The 17,451-nt window shown below is 65.6% G+C and carries 9 protein-coding genes, 1 tRNA gene and 1 pseudogene; 2 read left to right on the top strand and 9 right to left on the bottom strand.

The window, feature by feature from the left end; all coding sequences use genetic code 11:
• The first annotated feature begins 69 nt into the window (after window positions 1-69).
• Entirely contained in the window at window positions 70-276 is a 207-nt protein-coding gene (locus ABIA42_RS14310) for a hypothetical protein (protein ID WP_271528417.1), read from the top strand.
• 72 nt (window positions 277-348) lie between these two features.
• Here ABIA42_RS14310 and ABIA42_RS14315 read toward each other — a convergent pair whose 3' ends face one another.
• The 7 genes and pseudogenes from ABIA42_RS14315 to ABIA42_RS14345 all read right to left on the bottom strand — a co-directional run bounded on the left by ABIA42_RS14315 (window position 349) and on the right by ABIA42_RS14345 (window position 10,913).
• Window positions 349-495, bottom strand: coding sequence for a hypothetical protein (locus tag ABIA42_RS14315; RefSeq protein WP_370112867.1), 147 nt, complete (start codon window positions 493-495; stop codon window positions 349-351).
• A gap of 354 nt (window positions 496-849) precedes the next feature.
• Window positions 850-923, bottom strand: a tRNA-Cys gene (locus tag ABIA42_RS14320).
• Window positions 924-1,017: 94 nt separating this feature from the next.
• Complete coding sequence (locus ABIA42_RS14325; RefSeq protein WP_271528418.1) at window positions 1,018-1,752, bottom strand: tRNA-uridine aminocarboxypropyltransferase; 735 nt, start codon at window positions 1,750-1,752, stop codon at window positions 1,018-1,020.
• A gap of 36 nt (window positions 1,753-1,788) precedes the next feature.
• The gene (locus tag ABIA42_RS14330) at window positions 1,789-4,893 is read right to left on the bottom strand and encodes an efflux RND transporter permease subunit (RefSeq protein ID WP_370112865.1); all 3,105 of its coding nucleotides are present in this window, start codon (window positions 4,891-4,893) and stop codon (window positions 1,789-1,791) included.
• Window positions 4,893-8,043 (bottom strand): annotated as a pseudogene (locus ABIA42_RS14335) (efflux RND transporter permease subunit). The gene ABIA42_RS14330 and the pseudogene ABIA42_RS14335 overlap by 1 nt, the downstream one beginning before the upstream one ends.
• Window positions 8,044-8,080: 37 nt before the next feature.
• Window positions 8,081-9,472: an efflux RND transporter periplasmic adaptor subunit gene (locus ABIA42_RS14340; RefSeq protein WP_370112863.1), complete on the bottom strand. Its 1,392-nt coding sequence runs from the start codon at window positions 9,470-9,472 to the stop codon at window positions 8,081-8,083.
• Window positions 9,462-10,913: an efflux transporter outer membrane subunit gene (locus ABIA42_RS14345; protein WP_370112861.1), complete on the bottom strand. Its 1,452-nt coding sequence runs from the start codon at window positions 10,911-10,913 to the stop codon at window positions 9,462-9,464. Before ABIA42_RS14345 ends, ABIA42_RS14340 begins: the two co-directional genes overlap by 11 nt.
• A 760-nt stretch (window positions 10,914-11,673) precedes the next feature.
• Between ABIA42_RS14345 and ABIA42_RS14350 the strand changes: the two genes are divergently transcribed.
• Window positions 11,674-12,708, top strand: a complete 1,035-nt coding sequence (locus ABIA42_RS14350) for a cysteine synthase A (RefSeq protein WP_370112859.1) — start codon at window positions 11,674-11,676, stop codon at window positions 12,706-12,708.
• A gap of 61 nt (window positions 12,709-12,769) precedes the next feature.
• On the opposite strand, the gene ABIA42_RS14355 is transcribed toward ABIA42_RS14350, so the two are convergent.
• Window positions 12,770-15,013: a tetratricopeptide repeat protein gene (locus tag ABIA42_RS14355; RefSeq protein WP_370112857.1), complete on the bottom strand. Its 2,244-nt coding sequence runs from the start codon at window positions 15,011-15,013 to the stop codon at window positions 12,770-12,772.
• A gap of 106 nt (window positions 15,014-15,119) precedes the next feature.
• On the bottom strand, window positions 15,120-17,363 hold the full coding sequence (locus tag ABIA42_RS14360) for a tetratricopeptide repeat protein (protein WP_271528425.1): 2,244 nt from the start codon (window positions 17,361-17,363) through the stop codon (window positions 15,120-15,122).
• Between the last annotated feature and the right edge of the window lie 88 nt (window positions 17,364-17,451).

Here is a 17,451-nt window from a genome sequence, read left to right on the forward strand (position 1 = left end):
GAGCGATCGGGTCAATCCGAAGACAAGCCGGCTTTGCGACATTGCCTCATCCGCGTTCCGGAGGGTGTGATGAGCGAAGCCGAATTCAACTTGCTGCTGGATGCCGTCCGGGGCGTCATGGTCCTTGAAGATCTGGCTCCCGCGCCGGAGGAGGAATTCGTGCCCCGCTCGTGGAGTTTCGACGCGACGCCCAGGACAATTCCGAAGGCCGCCAATGACAACGAGGGCGCTTGGCCCCTCCTGCCCTTTCCCGACGGCTGGTATGCGGCCTGCTGAGGGCGCTTTCGCCTGACCGGATGCCCGCGGGCGCTTTGGCATGATCGAGCCCGGGGCCGGGCGCGACCACGATCAACTCTTGACGCGTTCCTCGCCGTCCTGCGGCGCCCGGTCGGGTGCAGCCGGCGGAAAGATGCTGTTATAGATCGCACGCGCCTCACGAATGAGGCGAGCCCGCTCCAGCTCGGATTTCGGAACAAATCGGACGATCTCGCCCATAGCTTCTCCAGCGCTCGATTGATCGGATATTTCAGCTGACCGATGCGAAGTCTATGCCAGCGGGCCTAAATCGCAGGTTTGCGCGGGGCCCGGACAAATCCGGTGTCAGCCCCCACTGCACCTTGTAGCGCCCTCGCGCTGGCGGGCTCGCGCTCGGCGTTACGAAGATGGCGATCGCCAGAAGAACCCACCCGTCAATACCGGCGGCTGTCATAGCCCGGCCCTGTTTGGAACTAGCGGAAGGTAGAATGCGGCCGCTCAAAAGCGGCCAGATGAAGGCCGGCAATCCGCCAGCAGGGCGATGAGCCGAACCGCCGACGAAGGAATTTAGCAAGTAATTCCAGAGCTTTATGATGGAGGCCACGACCAGAATTGAACTGGTGTACACGGTTTTGCAGACCGTTGCGTAACCACTCCGCCACGTGGCCCCGTAAGGGCGGAGCAATATAGGGGATGAAGCGTTTAGGCAACCGCCTTCGTCCGGCGATGGCGGCGACGGGGCACTTCCGATGTGGATCGAAGTCAGGCGCGCTTGCGACGCCGGAAGTCGCGCCGGCGGCCCTTCGGGGCCGGTTTGGGCGCCAGTTCCGGCATCTCGCCCTGGACCTCGCGATATCGTGTCAACAGCCGCTCAAAACTCGCATGCAGCGTGTCGGCGATGTCAGGACGCCGCTCGAGCCCGGCGAGGACCGTCGCCGCGGCCTCGATGGTCGAGAGCCCGTCGCTGCGCGGCTCGCGGCGCAGACGTCCGTACCGCGAGGGGTGCGCCGGATTGAGGATCACGCGCTGGCACTTGAGCATCCAGGGATTGCGCCACCATAGCGCCTTGGCCTGGCTCCAGGTGCCGTCGAGCAGCACCACGCCCTCGAGCTTGCCGAGGATCGCACGCTGGTTCTCCGCGACCTCACCCTTGCGGTTGAGCGCGACGATCTCACCTTCGGCCTCGAGATCGGCCGCGCGCGCCGAGCCGAGGTAGAGCACGGCCCAGTGCGAGGCATTCTCGACCGGCCGCCCCAGCGCCTTGGACAGGCTCGGCCAGGACAGGCCGACCCTCACTGTGGCATCGGCGAAATGCCTGGCAAGCAGCCGCGCGGTGCCGAGCGCCCTGTCCTGCTCCTGCGGATGCTGGAGGATCAGGAGCGACAGCCGGTTTTCGATCGGCGTGACGCTGTCGCAGATGCAGAGCGGCATCGGCTTCTGGCAATGCGGGCATTCGGGAATGGGATCGGCCGCGGCCGCATCTGTTGGGTTCGACATGGGCGCGCTATACGCTTCGCGCGCCGCTTCAACAACCTATTCCGCCGGTGCCGCCAGCGGACGCGGCTCGGAACGGCGTCGCAGGCGGTCGATCAAGAGATAGATCACGGGCGTGGTGTAGAGCGTCAGGATCTGCGAGACGAACAGGCCGCCGATGATGGTGATGCCGAGCGGGCGGCGCAGCTCCGTGCCGGGGCCGGTCGCGACCACAAGCGGAATGCCGGCGAACAGCGCCGCCATGGTCGTCATCAGGATCGGACGGAAGCGCGCCTGGCAGGCCTCGAAGATCGCCTCTGCCGAGGACAGGCCGCGCCGGCGTTCGGCGTCGAGCGCGAAATCCACCATCATGATGCCGTTCTTCTTGACGATGCCGATGAGCAGGATGATGCCGACGAAGGCGATCACCGTCAGCGGCGTGTTGGTGATCTGCAGGGCGAGCAATGCGCCGAGCCCGGCCGAGGGCAGTGTCGAGATGATCGTGAGCGGATGGGCAAGGCTCTCATAGAGCACCCCCAACACGATATACATCGCGACCAGCGCGCCGAGGATCAGGAGCGGCTGACGGCCGCTGGTCCTGGCGAAGTCCCCGGCATTGCCGTCGAAGCTGCCGCGAATGCCCTCGGGCATGTGCAATTCCTCGACCGCGCGCTGGATGTTCTGCGTCGCGACCTGCAACGGCACGTCCGGCAGCAGGTTGAACGACACTGTGGTCGAAGGGAACGACTGCGAGTGATAGACCGCCAGCGCGGCGAGCCCGCGCGTCGCATGCACCACTGCCGAGAGCGGCACCTGCGCGTCGCCCGCGCCGGCGACATAGATGCGGTCGAGGTTGGAGGGATCGACCTGGAATTTCGGGTCGATCTCCAGCACGATCATGTACTGGTTGCGCTGGGTATAGATGATCGAGATCTGCCGCTGCGCGAACGCATTGTTGAGCGCGTTGTCGATGTCCTGAACCCTGACGCCGAGCGCCGAGGCTTTCTGGCGGTCGATGGAAAGCGTGAGCTGAAGCCCGCCAGGGTCGCGATCGCTGGAGATGTCGGTGATGCCCTCCACGCTCTCCATGCGTTTGGCCACGATCGGCGCCCATTTCTGCAGCAAGCCGAGATCGGTGCTGGTCAGCGTGTACTGGTAATCGGAATCGCTCTGTCGCCCGCCGGCCCGCACGTCCTGGGCGGCGAACATGAAGAGCCGGATGCCGGGCACGGGGTATAACGCGCGCCTGAGGCGGTCGATCACGACCTGCGTCGAGACGTGGTCGCGCTCCTCCGGCGGCTTCAGGCTGATGAACATGGTGCCGCGGTTCGAGGTCGCCCCGCCCGGCCCGCCTCCGCTGCCGACGGTCGAGCCGATGCCGGCCACGGCCGGATCCTGCATCACGATGTCGGCCAGCCGCTGCTGCAGACCAAGCATCGACTGGAACGAGATGTCGGCCGAGGCGCGCGTCGCGCCGATGATGAAACCGGAATCGTCCGTCGGGAAGTAACCCTTAGGGACCTTGATGTAGAGTGTCACCGTGAGCGCGATCGTGGCGAAGAATACCAGCAGCGTCAGTAGCGGAAATTCCAGCACGGTGCGCAAGGTGCGGGCGTAGAAGGCGACGATGCGCGACAGCGAGCCCTCGATGACGCGGTCGAACAGGGTCGCGGTGCTGGACGTAGTCTGCCGGATGTAATGGGCGCAGATCATCGGCGTGACCGTGAGCGACACCAGCGTCGAGACCAGGATGGCGAAGGTCAGCGTCAGCGAGAACTCGCGCAGCAGGCGCCCGACGATGCCGTCCATGAAGATCAGCGGCGTAAACGCCGCGATCAGCGACAGGCTGATCGAGACCACCGTGAAGCCGATCTGCTTCGCGCCCTCCTGCGCCGCCCGGAACGGCCGCATGCCATGCTCGAGGTTGCGGTACATGTTCTCGATCATGACGATGGCGTCGTCGACCACGAAGCCGACGGAAATCGCCAGCGCCATCAGCGACAGATTGTCGATCGAGAAGCCCGCGACCCACATGCCGGCGCAGGTGCCGGCCAGCGCCAGCGGCACCGAGATGCCGGCCGCGATCGTCGGGGTCAGCCGTCGCAGGAACACGAACACCACGGCCATCACCAGGAACGCGGTCGCCAGCAGGGTCCACTGCATGTCCAGCACGCTGGCGCGGATCGTGCCGGTGCGGTCGACCAAAGTGGAGACCTCGACGCCGGCCGGTATCCACTGCTTCAGCGCAGGGATCAGCGCCTTCACTCTGTCGACGGTGTCGATGACGTTGGCATCACCCTGCTTGGTGATCTGGATCAGCACCGCCGGCTGCTTGTTGAACCAAGCGATCGAGCGGGCGTTGCGGACGGAATCCTCGATGTCGGCGACGTCCGAGAGCCGCACGAAATTGCCGTTGGAGCTCTTGATGATGATGTCGCGGAACTCCTTCGCCGTGCGCATCTGGCGATTGAGCGCCAGCGTCTCGCTCTGACGCTCGCCTTCGAAAATGCCGACGGGACCGAGCGGGTTGGCGTTGATGATCGCGGTTCGGACGTCGTCGGTGGCGATGCCGGCGTTCGACAGCGCCACGGGGTTGAGCTGTACCCGCGCGGCCGGCTGGTCGGCACCGGACACGGTGACGTCACCGACGCCCGGCACCTGCGAGATGCGCTGCGCCAGCACGGTATCGGCGACATCGTAGATCGCGCTTGCCGACAGCGTCTTCGAGGTCAGCGCCAGCACGAAAACCGGCGCGCCGGCCGTGTTCGCCTTGCGGAAGCGGGGCAGCGTCGGCAGGTCGCTCGGCAGGTCGACCATCGCGGCGTTGATCGCCGCCTGCACGTCGCGTGCGGCCTTGTCGATATTGCGGCCGATGTCGAACTGGAGCTGGATGCTGGTGGTGCCGAGGGTCGACGTCGAGGTGATCTGGTTGATACCGGCGATCTCGCCCAACCGCCGCTCCAGTGGCGATGCCACCGTGGCCGCCATCACGGACGGATCGGCGCCGGGCCGGCTGGCCGAGACGAAGATGGCGGGAAAGTCGACGTTCGGGACCGAGGCGACGGGCAGGAAATGGTAGGCAACGACACCCAGCAGGAACAACCCGATCGACAGCAGCGTGGTCGCGACCGGTCGGCGGATGAAGGGCTCCGAGATCGATGCCATCACTGCATCCCCTCGGTCGCGCCGGCGACCGGCGGCCCGCCGGATTCGGCGGGCGGCAGCGCCTGCTCGAGGCGGCGGTTGATGCGGTCGAGCGCGAGATAGATCACGGGGGTGGTGTAGAGCGTCAGGAGCTGGCTCAGCAGCAGGCCGCCGATGATGGAGATGCCGAGCGGGAAGCGCAGCTCGGCGCCGGTGCCGCTCTCGATCGCGAGCGGCAGCGCGCCGAACAGCGCCGCCAGCGTCGTCATCATGATGGGGCGAAAGCGCAGAAGACACGCCTGCACGATCGCCTCGTTCGGCGACATGCCCTGCCCGCGCTCGGCCTCCAGCGCGAAGTCGATCATCATGATCGCGTTCTTCTTGACGATGCCCATCAGGAGGATGATGCCGATCAGGCCGATCACCGAGAGATCCTGACCGCACAGCATCAGCGCCAGGATCGCACCGACGCCAGCCGAGGGCAGCGTCGAGAGGATCGTGATCGGATGGATGTAGCTCTCATAGAGCACGCCAAGCACGATGTAGATGGTGATCACGGCGGCAAGCAGCAGCCAGGGCTGTCCGGCGAGCGCCTTGGCGAATTCGGCGGCATCGCCGGCATAGACGCCGACGATGCTGTTGGGCATGCCGATGCGGGTCTCGATCGTCTTCACGGCCTCGACGGCATCGCCGAGCGCCGCGCCCGGCGCGAGGTTGAAGCTGAGCGACACGGACGGGAACTGCGCCTGGTGCGAGATCGCGAGCGGCGCCGTTGTCCGCTTCAGCGTCGCCACGGCCGACAGCGGCACCTGCGCGTTGGGCGCGCCGACGGTGCTGCTGGCGGCGCCCGGCAGATAGAGTTTCGACAGGATCGAGGGATCGCGCTGGTACATCGGCAGCGCCTCCAGCACCACGCGGTACTGGTTGGCCTGCCCGTAAATTGTCGAGATCTGTCGCTGGGCGAAGGCGTCGTTGAGCGTGTCGGTGATGGCCTGAAGGCTGACGCCGAGCTGGCCGGCGCGGGTGCGGTCGACATCGAGCTGGGCCCGCAAGCCCCCCTCCTGCGCCTCGGAGGAGACGTCCCGGAACAAGGGATCGCGCCGCATCTCCGCAACCAGCTTGCGCGCCCATTCCGAGACCAGCGTCGCATCGGTGCCGGTCAGCGTGTACTGGTATTGCGAGCGGCTCGACTGGGTCGAGATCTGCACGTCCTGCACCGGCTGGAAGTAGACGGTCATGCCGGGGATGCCCGATACCCGCTCCTTCAGCCGGGCCACGACGCCCGTGATGTCGTCACGCCGCTCGCCGCGCGGCTTCAGGCTCATGACGAGCCGGCCGACATTGGTGGTCGGGTTGACCGAGCCCGCGCCGATCACCGAGACCACGCCGACCACGTCGGGGTCGGCCCTGATGGCGTCGGCCGCCTCGGCCTGCCGTCTCTTCATCTCCGCAAACGACACGTCGGGCCCGGCCTCCGTCACCGCCGTGATCGAGGCGGTGTCCTGTAGCGGGAGGAACCCCTTGGGCGCGACGACATAGAGCACGAGGGTCGCGATCAGCGTGGCGAAGGTCACGACCAGCGTGGCGCGCTGGCGTTCCAGGACCCACAAAAGCGACCTGTGATAGCCATCGACCGTGCGGTCGATGAAGCGGCTGATCGCGGCCAATCCCGGCACCGCCAGCTCCTCATGGGCGTGCTTGAGCAGGCGCGAGCACATCATCGGCGTCAGCGTCAACGAGATCACAGCCGACGTCACGACCGCGATCGTCAAGGTCAGCGCGAATTCTCGGAACATGCGCCCGACGAGACCCGACATGAACAGCAGCGGAATGAAGACCGCGATCAGCGACACCGTCAGCGAGATCACGGTGAAGCCGATCTCGCTGGCGCCCTTCAGCGAGGCCTCCATTGCGCTGTCGCCGTTCTCCATGTGGCGGACGATGTTCTCGATCATGACGATGGCGTCGTCGACGACGAAGCCGGTGCCGATCGTGAGCGCCATCAGCGAGAGATTGTCGAGGCTGAAGCCGGCAAAATACATGATGCCGAAGCTCGTGATCAGGGACAGCGGCAGCGCAACGCCGGCAATCAGCGTGGCGCGCAGCGAGCGCAGGAACAGCAGCACGACCAGCGTCACCAGCACGACGGCGAGGACCAGCGTGAACTGCACGTCGCGTACCGAGGCGCGGATGGTGACGGTGCGGTCGGAGACGATGGTGAGGTTCACGCCGGCCGGGATCGCGCGCTGCACTTTCGGGATTTCCGCGCGGATCTGGCTGACGACGTCGATGACGTTGGCGCCGGGCTGGCGCTGGATGTCGATGATGACGGCCGGCGTGCCCTGGTACCAGCCGCCGGTGCGGTCGTTCTCGAGGCCGTCGACGATCTGGGCGACGTCGCCGATGGTGACGGGCGAGCCGTTGCGATAGGCGATGATGACCGGCCTGTAAGCGTCGGCGGCGGCGATCTGGTCGTTGGCGGCGATGATGTAGGATTGCTGCGCGCCGTCGAGCGAGCCCTTCGGCCCCGAGACATTGGCATTGGCGATCGCAGTGCGCAGATCTTCCATGGCGATGCCGTAGGCAGCAAGGCGCGCGAGATCGGCCTGGATGCGCACTGCCGGCTTCAGCCCGCCGAGGACCGAGACCCGTCCGACGCCAGAAATCTGGCTCAAACGCTGCGCCAGAATGGTGTCGGCGATGTCGCTCATCACGCGCAACGAGATCGTGTCGGAACGTAGCGCCAGCGTCATCACCGGCGCATCCGCCGGGTTCACCTTGGCGTAGGTCGGCGGATAAGGCAGCGTCTTGGGCAGCACGCCGGCCGCCGCGTTGATCGCGGCCTGCACGTCCTGGGGTCGCGCCGTCGATATCGCGGTTGAGGTCGAACTGGAGCGAGATCTGGCTGACGCCGAACGAGCTGGTCGAGTTCATCGCCGACAGCGACGGGATCTGGCCGAGCTGCCGCTCCAGCGGCGCGGTGATCAGCGAGGCGATCACGTCGGGGCTGGCGCCCGGAAGCTGCGTCGTCACCTGCACGGTTGGGAAATCGACCTGCGGCAGCGCCGAGACCGGCAGCGCGAAATAGCCCAGCAGCCCGCCGATCAGGAGCGCGATGCCAAGCAGCGAGGTCGCGATCGGCCGTCGGATGAAGGGTTCGGAGACGCCCATGGGTTACGCCTGCCGCTTCATGCGGCTGTTGTCGGGATCATGGCTGCTTGGCTCCGCTTCCGGATGCCCCCGGCCCCGGTGCCGGCCCGGTCTGTCCCTTCTGGTCGCCCTCGCTGCTCTTCCGCTTGGCGCGGAACTCGCCGTCCTTGCCTTGACCGTCCTTCTGGCCTTCTTTGGCAACCTCCTTCTTCTGGGCGTCCGGCCCGCGCGAGCGCTTGCGCGGCGCGAGATCGGCCGACGGGGTCTGGTCGTCGCGGCCCACGATCACCTTGGAGCCATCGGACAGATTGGCAAAGCCCGTGGTGACGACCTTGTCGGTCGGCGAGAGGCCGCTGGCGATGACGGCGTCATGCTCGTTCTGCTGGGTCACCGTCACGGGCTTGGCCGAGACGATGTTGTCCTCGCCGATGACGTAGCTGAAGGTCCCGATCGGACCGCGCTGCACCGCAGAGGTCGGCACCACCAGCGCCTGCATCAAGGTCTCGACCTTCAGCCGGACATTGACGAACTGGCCAGGCCAAAGCTGGTAATGGGCGTTCGGAAACTCCGCCTTGAGCTTGAGCGTGCCGGTGGTCTGGTCGACCTGGTTGTCGATGCCGGTGAGCTTGCCGGTATCGATCACGGTGATGCCGTCATTTCCGAACACGTCGACGGCGAGCGTGCCCTTTGCGGCGGCCGCGTTGACGCGCATGATCTGCTGCTGCGGGAGGCTGAACCACACCGCGATCGGCTGCAATTGCGTGATCACCACGAGGCCGGTGGTGTCGGAGGCGTGGACGATGTTGCCCTGATCGACCTGGCGCAGGCCGGCCCGGCCCGAGATCGGCGCCACGATCTTGGTGTAGCTCAGCGTCGCGGCCGCGTTGTCGATCGCGGCCTGGTCGGCTTTCACCAGCGCCTCGGTCTGCGCCACCAGCGCGCGCTGGGTATCGGCCTGCTGCTTGGAGCCGGCATTGGAGGCGGCGAGCTGCTCGTAGCGGGCGAGATCGATGCGCTGATTGGCGAGCTGGGCCTGGTCCTGCGCCTTCTTGGCCACCGCCTGGTCGTACTGCGCCTGGTAAATCGCCGGATCGATCTCGCCGAGCACGTCACCCTTCTTGACGTCCTGGCCCTCCGTGAAGTTGACGGCGATCAGCTTGCCGTCGACCTGCGAGCGCACGGTCACGGTGTTGAGCGCGCGGATCGCCCCGACGCCATCGAGATAAACCGGCACGTCCTGGATGCGCGGGCTCGCCGCCAGCACGGGCACCGGCAGATCGGGGCGCTGGTTGCGGTTGTTGGCCTGTTGCTGATGCGTGACGATCCAGCCGAGGTAGCCAAGGCCGCCCAGGATAGCGAGCGTGATCAGGGTCATGACGAAGCCGCGGCCGCGCGATTTTTTCGCCGTCCCCTCTTCCGCGCCCTGCTTCGTATCCGGCTTAAAGAGCATTGACCGGTTTCTCCATTCGCGGCTCCCAACCGCCGCCGAGCGCCTGGTACAGGCTGACGATGGCGAGAAGCCGTGCGAGTTGGGCCTGCGACAGCACGTCTTCCGCCTGGAACAGGGTCAGTTGGGTGTTGAGCACGGTCACGATGTCGGCAGTGCCGGCGCGCAGTTGCTGCTCCGACAGATCGAAGGCGCGGCGCGAGGCAGCAACGACGTCGCGCTGCAATTGCAGCCGGATCGTGGTCTGCTTGATCGAGAACAGCGCATTGTCGACGTCGGCAAAGGCCTGGACGATGGTCTTGCGGTAGGTCTGGAGCAGCTCGTCCTGGCGCGCCTTGGCAAATTCGAAATTGCCGAGGATCCGGCCGCCGTCGAAGATCGGCTGCGTGGCGCTGCCGACGAGCTGGAAGAAGGCCGCGTGCGGCTGGAACAGCGAGACCAGTGCCGAGCTCTGGTAGCCGCCATTGCCGGTGAGCTGGATGGTCGGAAAGAACTGCGCGCGGGCATTGCCGATGTTCGCGGTGGCGGAGGCGAGCTGCGCCTCCTGCCGGCGGATGTCCGGTCGCTGCGTCAGCAGCTCCGACGGCAGGCCTGGCGTCACGCGTGGGATCGCGATCCGGTCCAGCGAGCCGCCGAGCACGCGCACGCTCTCCGGCGGGCGCGAGATCAGCACAGCGAGCGCGTTGACGTTCTGGTCCAGCGTCTGGCGCAGCGGCGGCACCAGGGCCTTCTGGTTCGCAAGCACGCTCTCCTGCTGGGCGACATCGAGATCGGTGCCGGTGCCGGCCTTGCGGCGCTCCCGGACCGCATCGAGGATGCGCTGCGCGCTCGCGATGTTGCGCTGTGAGGTCCTGATGCGGTCCTGCGAGGCCAGGACCTGGAAATAGGCGTTGGCGACGGCTGCGAGCGTTGTCAGCGCGACCGTGTCGCGATCGAAACGATTGGCGTTCGCGGTCTCCTCCGCCGTCTGCAGCGCGTCGCGGTTCTGGCCCCAGAAGTCGAGCTGATAGCTCGCGCTGAGCGAGGCCGAATAATTGACGACCTCGCGCCCGCCGATGGACAGACCAGAGGCGCTCGAACCCGAGGTGCGCGAATAGGTTTCCGAGCCGGCTGTCGACAGGCTCGGCAGCAGCGCAGCACCCGCCTGCCGCGCCTGGGCATCGGCCTGGACGATGCGCGAAACGGCAGCGGCGATGTCGAGGTTGACGGTCTGCGCCTCCACCATCAGCTGCGTCAGCTCGGCTGAGCGGAAGCCGCGCCACCAATCCAGCGACGGCGGCACATCCCCCTTCCCGGCATATTTGTATTGCGCGGGAACATCGAGCGCGGGGTCGGGCAGATCCTGCGTCAGCACGCAAGCGCCCGAACCGGCGGAGAGGCTCAGCACCGCAAGCCAGCGCGCCGCACGATGCGTCCAGGACGCAGAGCGCGATGATCGCCACATGGCGATCGCCGGAACATGTTGTGTCACTTCCACCCCCCGCCGGGCAGATCGAGCCGCCACCCCGCCGCGGGATTAACCGATTCGCGGCAGGATGGTGGGGGGGCTTTCGGCAACTCGGTCACAGGCGATGCTTTCTGCGGAACCTCGAGCTTCATACTAGCCGGGCACGGAACAGGGGGACAGTGTCGCAGTTGCGAGATGCCCGTGCGAACGAGCGGGCGCAAAACTGACAGGAATGCAAAAAGTACCTGTCTCGCAGACACTTCTCCCACTACGTGACGTCGGGGAAACGAGATCAAGCTTACCAAGATTTCATGTGATATTGCTGCCACACCGGCTGCTGTGCCCTTCAGTTCGACTGCACCACGCAGCTTCAGCCCAGTCGCGCCTTCTGGCCACCTCACAAGTCCGTCAATTTGCCGAAAGCGAAGCCGTCCATCGTGCCGATATCTCTTCGGCCTTCGACGTGCTGCCCACGCTCCTCGATCTCGACACGTCTCGTCCCTGGCAAAAATTGGTCGCAAGACCGCTCGTGACGCGCGCTATCGTTTCGTCCCCCGACGGCATTCAGTGATTTCCTCCTACCGATATCCCGTCTCGTGGCCGAGCGCATCATCGCCGGCCTCGCCACTCGGAATATCACTGTTCGGGCGCGCGTTTCGGTCCGGTTCGCCGCAGCGCAAAAGCCTTCCCCTTTGGCCTCCCAAGCACTAGGTTCTGGCCAAAGCTGATCAACCCCTTGCCAGTGATTTCCCCCGACATGACCATTCGTAACGACGTTGTCGAAGCCATCGGCAACACCCCGCTGATCAAGCTGAAGCGCGCCTCGGAATTGACCGGATGCACCATTCTCGGCAAGGCCGAGTTCATGAATCCGGGCCAGTCGGTCAAGGACCGCGCCGGCAAATGGATGATCCTGGAGGCTGAGAAGCGCGGCGAGCTCAAGCCCGGGGGTCTCGTGGTGGAAGCGACCGCCGGCAATACCGGCATCGGGCTCGCGGTCGTGGCGAGCGCGCGCGGCTACCGCACCCTGATCGTGATCCCGGAGACGCAGAGCCAGGAAAAGAAGGACTTTCTGAAGCTGTGCGGCGCCGAGCTGATCGAGGTGCCGGCCCTGCCCTATGCCAATCCCAACAACTACCAGCATGTCGGCCGGCGGCTGGCCGACGAGCTGCGCAAGACCGAGCCAAACGGCGTACTGTTTGCCGATCAGTGGAACAACCTCGACAATGCCAAGGCGCACTACGAATCCACCGGCCCCGAGATCTGGGAGCAGACCGGCGGCAAGGTCGACGGCTTCGTCTGCTCGGTCGGCAGCGGCGGCACGCTGGCCGGCGTCAGCCGTTATCTGAAAGACAAGAGCAAGAGCATCCGCATCGCCTGCGCCGATCCGCACGGCGCCGGCATGTACGAATATTTCAGGACCGGTGAGGCCAAGGCGACGCCCGGCGGCTCGATCACCGAAGGCATCGGCCTCAACCGCGCCACTGCGATCGTCGAGACCGCCAAGGTCGACGATACCCATCTCATTCCCGATGCCGAAGCCGTCAGCGCGATCTACGAGCTGCTGCAGCACGAAGGCTTGTGCCTCGGCGGCTCGACCGGCATCAACGTGGTCGGCGCGATCCGCCTTGCCAGGCAGCTCGGGCCCGGCAAGACGATCGTCACCGTGCTGTGCGATTCCGGCAGCCGCTATCTGTCGAAGCTGTTCAACGCGGACTTCATGCGGGCCAAGAACTTGCCGGTGCCGGAGTGGCTGGAGAAGCGCAGCAACATCAAGCCGCCCTTCGTGTGATCGTCGCAGGAAGGCGCACGTCGGCGACGCGCGCCCGCAAAGCGTCCCCGGTTCGGCCCATTTACGCCACGTCGCCGCGTTCCGAGGCTGCGGCACAATAGTCACGCCAGAACTGGCGATAACCCGCCTCGACCTTGCGCGTGTAGATCTCGACGTTGCCGGCAGGCGAAGCTGCGATCCGGGCCGGCAGTTCCGCGCGCAGCTTCGCCAGATGGGCGGGCTGCGCCGCATATTTGCACGCGATCGCGGCATAGCCTTCATCGTCCTCGGCGACCCAGTCCTCCAGACCGACGGCTGAAAGGATCGACCCGCCGGCGCGCGACGAGGCGCCATTTCCGAGCTTGGCGACGACGGGAACGCCGGCATAGAGCGATTCCCAGGTGCTGATGCCGCCGTTTTGCGGGAAGGTATCCAGCGAAATGTCGACATCCGCAAAGGCCCGCAGATGCTCGGCGCGCGGGGTCGAGCCCATGCAGACGACGTTGTCGTCGGCGACCCCCTCTGCCACGAACCGCGCGACCAGGCTGTCGCGCAGCAACGGGTCGTCAAGCAGGGTATGCTTGATGATGATCTTCGATCCGGCTACCGCGCGCATCACCTTCGACCACGCCCGGATGGCCTCGTCCGAGATCTTGTAGATGCGGTTGAACACGCCGAAGGTCACATAGCCGTTGCGGAGCATGGGCAGCTCCGACGGAGGCACGTCCAGGATGGGATCGATCGTGATCAGGCACGGCAGATCATGGACTTTTTCCGCCAGCAGATGGCGCGCCGATTGCGGAATGAAGATGGGGTCCGCGAGCACGTAGCCCATGGTCTGAAGGCCGGTCCCGGTGGCATGTCCGAAACCCGTGACTTGAATGGGGGCCGGCTTGCGGGCGAAGACAGGAAGCCTGTTGCCCGACGAATGCCCGGATACGTCGATCAGGATGTCGACCTTGTCGGCCTGGATACGATCGGCCAGTTCGTCGTCCGATAGCTGCCAGGCGTCGACCCAGATGTCCGCATAGGAGTTGAATTCGGCGGTCATCTCATCTCGTCGCGGCGAGCACGAATAGCAGACGATCTCGAACCTGGCGTGATCGTGATGGCGCAGCACCGGCAGCAGGGCGAACGCCGCCGAGTGGTACCAGAACTCGGCCGCGACGTATCCGACCACGATCCGCTTGTCCGGATCGAGCTCCCGCGCTGCCGGCGTCCTTCGCGGCAATTTGGCGCCGATCGCGTCCCACCAATATTTGCGCGCGGCCTGCTGGACCGCGAAATCGGCATCGGAGAGAAAGTCCAGGAAGAAAATCTTGCGCGCGATCAGGTCCGCATTGTCCGGCGCGATCGCCAGCGCGGCGTCGAGATGCGCGATGGTGGATGCGATCTCTCCCTGGTTTGCGAAACAGGCGCTCAGCAGCGTCATCGCGATCGCTGAGCGCGGATTTTCCGCAAGCAGGATCTTGACGGCCGCAATCGCCTCGGCCGTGTTTCCCAACTGGATGCTGACTTGCGCCTTGCCCTGCAGGGCGACCTCGAGCCTGGGCGAAAGCGCAAGCGCGGCGTCATAATCCGCAGCCGCCTGCTCCAGCCGCGACAGCTCGAAATGGAGCCGGCCGCGGTGCGCCAGGGTCTTCGCCGAGCCCGGCCGGATCGCGAGCGCCGCTGCGAGCGCGGCTTCCGCCTCGTCATATTGCTTGAGGTCGATACAGACCACGCCTTTGCCGACGAGCGCTTCCGCATGACGCGGCTGAAACACCAGAGCGCGCTCGAAACTCTGTTTGGCGCGATCAAACTGGCGCAGCGCCAGCTCCGCCAGGCCGCGATTGCAGAGTGCATCGGCCGAGTCCGGCTTCAGCCTGATCGCGCGATCGTACTGTTCGATGGCCTGGTCTGGGAGATTCAAGTGAAGCAGCGTATTGCCGAGATTGGCCAGCGCGAGCGGAAAATTCGGCTTCAGCGCGATCGCCTTCTCGTGGCACCGGCGCGCATCCTCGAAGTTCCTGAGATCGAAATGCACGGCTCCGAGATGGCTGTGGGCCTCGTGCGAACGCGGATCGAGCGCGATCGCGCGCTCGAGCAGCCGCTGCGCCTCTTCCAGGCGCCGGCCGTTTTGCGCGCACAGACCGAGCAAATGGGTGGCGTCGAAATGATCGGGAACAGCTTGCAGGATCTGACGGCACAGCGCCTCGGTCTCCGCATATCGGCCCTGGCCATAGGCGCTCGCCGCGGCGGCGATGACGGCGTCCGCCTGCTTCTTCAATTTCTTCTGCAATCGCGCGTTCTGGAATGCGCGCGCACCGGCGCCGCTGCTCTGCAAAGGATTGTCTCCGGAGGATCGCCCGGAAAGAGTCTAGCCGATTCGCAGGCCGGGCCGGCGGGTTACTGGACCAGCATCGCCTCCGGGACTTTGCGGTCTCCAGCGCCTACGCCACCTCGCCGCGTTCCGAGGCTGCGGCACAATAGTTGCGCCAGAACTGGCGATAACCCGCCTCGACCTTCCGCGTGTAGATCTCGACATTGCCCGCGGGCGAAGCTGCGATCCGCGCCGGCAGTTCCGCGCGCAGTTTCGCCAGAAGGGCGGGCTGCGCCGCATATTTGTACGCGATCGCGGCATAGCCTTCGTCGTCCTCGGCGACCCAGTCATCGAGACCGACCGCAGCCACGATCGAGCCGCCGGCGCGCGACGAGGCGCCGTTGCCGAGCTTGGCCACGACCGGAACGCCAGCATAGAGCGATTCCCAGGTGCTGATGCCGCCATTTTGCGGGAACGTATCGAGCGAGATGTCGACCTTCGCGAAGGCCAGCAGATGCTCGTGGCGCGAGGTCGAGCCCATGCAGGTGATATTCTCTGCGTCGATGCCGTGCGCCACGAACCGTGCGGCCAGGCTGTCGCGCAGCAAGGGATCGTCAAGCAGCCCGTGCTTGATGATGATCTTCGATCCGGGAACCGCGCGCATCACCTTCGACCACACCCGGATGGCTTCGTCCGAGATCTTGTAGATGCGGTTGAAGACGCCGAAGGTCACATAGCCGTTGCGGAGCATGGGCAGCTCCGACGTCGGCACGTCCAGCACGGGCTCGATCGTGATCAGGCATGGCAGATCGTGAACCTTCTCGGCCAGCAGATGGCGCGCCGATTGCGGAATGAAGACCGGATCGGCGAGCACGTAGTCCATGGTCTGAAGGCCGGTCCCGGTGGCATGTCCGAAACCCGTGACCTGGATGGGCGCGGGTTTCCTGGCGAAGACATGGAGCCTGTTGCCGGTCGTGTGGCCTGATACGTCGATCAGCACATCGACCTTGTCGGCCTGGATCCGATTGGCCAGTTCGTCGTCCGAGAGCTGCCCGGCGTCGACCCAGACGTCCGCCAAAGGCTTGAAGCGTTCGGTCATCTCGTCCGGCAACGGAAAGCACGAATAGCAGATGATCTCGAACCTGGCGTGATCATGATGGCGCAACACCGGCAATAAAGTGAGCGCGGCCGAGTGGTTCCTGAACTCGGACGCGACATATCCGACCACGATCCGCTTGTCCGGATCGAGCTTGCGCGGCGCCAGCGTCCTTCGCGGCAAGTTGGCGCCGACCGCATCCCACCAGGATTTTCGCGCCGCCTGCTGGACCGCGAAACCGGCCTCGGAAAGATAGTCCAGCAAGAAGATCTTGCGCTCGATGGCGTCCGCATAATCCGGCCGGAGCTCCAGCGCCTTGTCGAGATGCTCGAGCGCCGTCGCGATGTCTCCCTGGCTCGCATAACACGACGCCAGCAGCGCCATGCCGATCTCGGAGCGTGGATTTTCCTCGAGCAGGGTCTTCACGGCCGCAATCGCCTGCGCCGTGTTCCCCAGGAGAATGTTGACTTGTGCCTTCCCGCGCAGCGCCAGCTCGAGCGTGGGCGATTGCGCCAGCGCGGCATCGAAGTCCGCGGCGGCCTGCGGCAGCCGCGACAGATCGAAGTTGAGCCGTCCGCGCTGGGCCAGCATCCTCGCCGAATTGGGCTTGATCGCCAGTCCCGCCGCGAGCGCGGCTTCGGCCTCGTCGAAGTGCCGGAGCTCGACGCTCAGCATCCCCTTGCCGGCGATCGCTTCGGCGTGACGCGGCTGAAACAACAGGGCGCGGTCGAAACTCTCCCTGGCGCGGTCGAACTGGCCCATCATCAGTTCGGCCATGCCCCGATTGCAGAACGCATCGGCATAGTCCGGCTTCAGCTTGATGGCGCGATCGTGCAGTTCGATGGCCTGCTCGGCGAGCTTCATGTGCAGCAGGGTATTGCCGAGGTTGGTCAGCGCGAGCGGGAAGTTCGGCTTCAGCGCGATCGCCCTCTCCTGGCACCTGCGCGCATCCTCGAGTTTTTTGAGGTCGAAGTACACGGTCGCGAGGTTGCTGTGGGCTTCGTGCGAACGCGGATCGAGCGCAATCGCACGCTCGAGCAGCTGTTGCGCCTCCGCCAGGCGACGGCCGTCATGGGCGCACAGGCCGAGCAAATGCGTGGCATCGAAATGATCCGGAAGTGCCTTCAGGATCTCGCGGCAAAGTGCCTCGGTCTCCGCATATCGGCCCTGGCCATAGGCGCTCGCTGCGGCGGAGATGACGGCATCCGCCTGCTTCATCAGTTTCTTCTGCAATCGCGCGTTCTGGAATGCGCGGGCGCCGGCGCCGCTGCTCTGCAAGGTTGCTCTCCGAAGGATGGCCGCCCGGAGAGTCTAGCTGATTCGTCGTCAAGGCCGCCCGGTCGGCTGGAACGGCGAGGCCCCCGGG

This window comes from Bradyrhizobium sp. USDA 327, assembly GCF_041262065.1.
GTDB classification, from domain to species: Bacteria; Pseudomonadota; Alphaproteobacteria; order Rhizobiales; family Xanthobacteraceae; genus Bradyrhizobium; species Bradyrhizobium liaoningense.

What these genes read in the sequence shown, in the direction of transcription:
- ABIA42_RS14310 (WP_271528417.1), top strand. Translation starts at nt 70, where the DNA reads ATGAGCGAAGCCGAATTCAACTTGCTGCTGGATGCCGTCCGGGGCGTC.
- ABIA42_RS14315 (WP_370112867.1), bottom strand. Translation starts at nt 495, where the DNA reads ATGGGCGAGATCGTCCGATTTGTTCCGAAATCCGAGCTGGAGCGGGCT.
- ABIA42_RS14325 (WP_271528418.1), bottom strand. Translation starts at nt 1,752, where the DNA reads ATGTCGAACCCAACAGATGCGGCCGCGGCCGATCCCATTCCCGAATGC.
- ABIA42_RS14330 (WP_370112865.1), bottom strand. Translation starts at nt 4,893, where the DNA reads ATGGCATCGATCTCGGAGCCCTTCATCCGCCGACCGGTCGCGACCACG.
- ABIA42_RS14340 (WP_370112863.1), bottom strand. Translation starts at nt 9,472, where the DNA reads ATGCTCTTTAAGCCGGATACGAAGCAGGGCGCGGAAGAGGGGACGGCG.
- ABIA42_RS14345 (WP_370112861.1), bottom strand. Translation starts at nt 10,913, where the DNA reads ATGTGGCGATCATCGCGCTCTGCGTCCTGGACGCATCGTGCGGCGCGC.
- ABIA42_RS14350 (WP_370112859.1), top strand. Translation starts at nt 11,674, where the DNA reads ATGACCATTCGTAACGACGTTGTCGAAGCCATCGGCAACACCCCGCTG.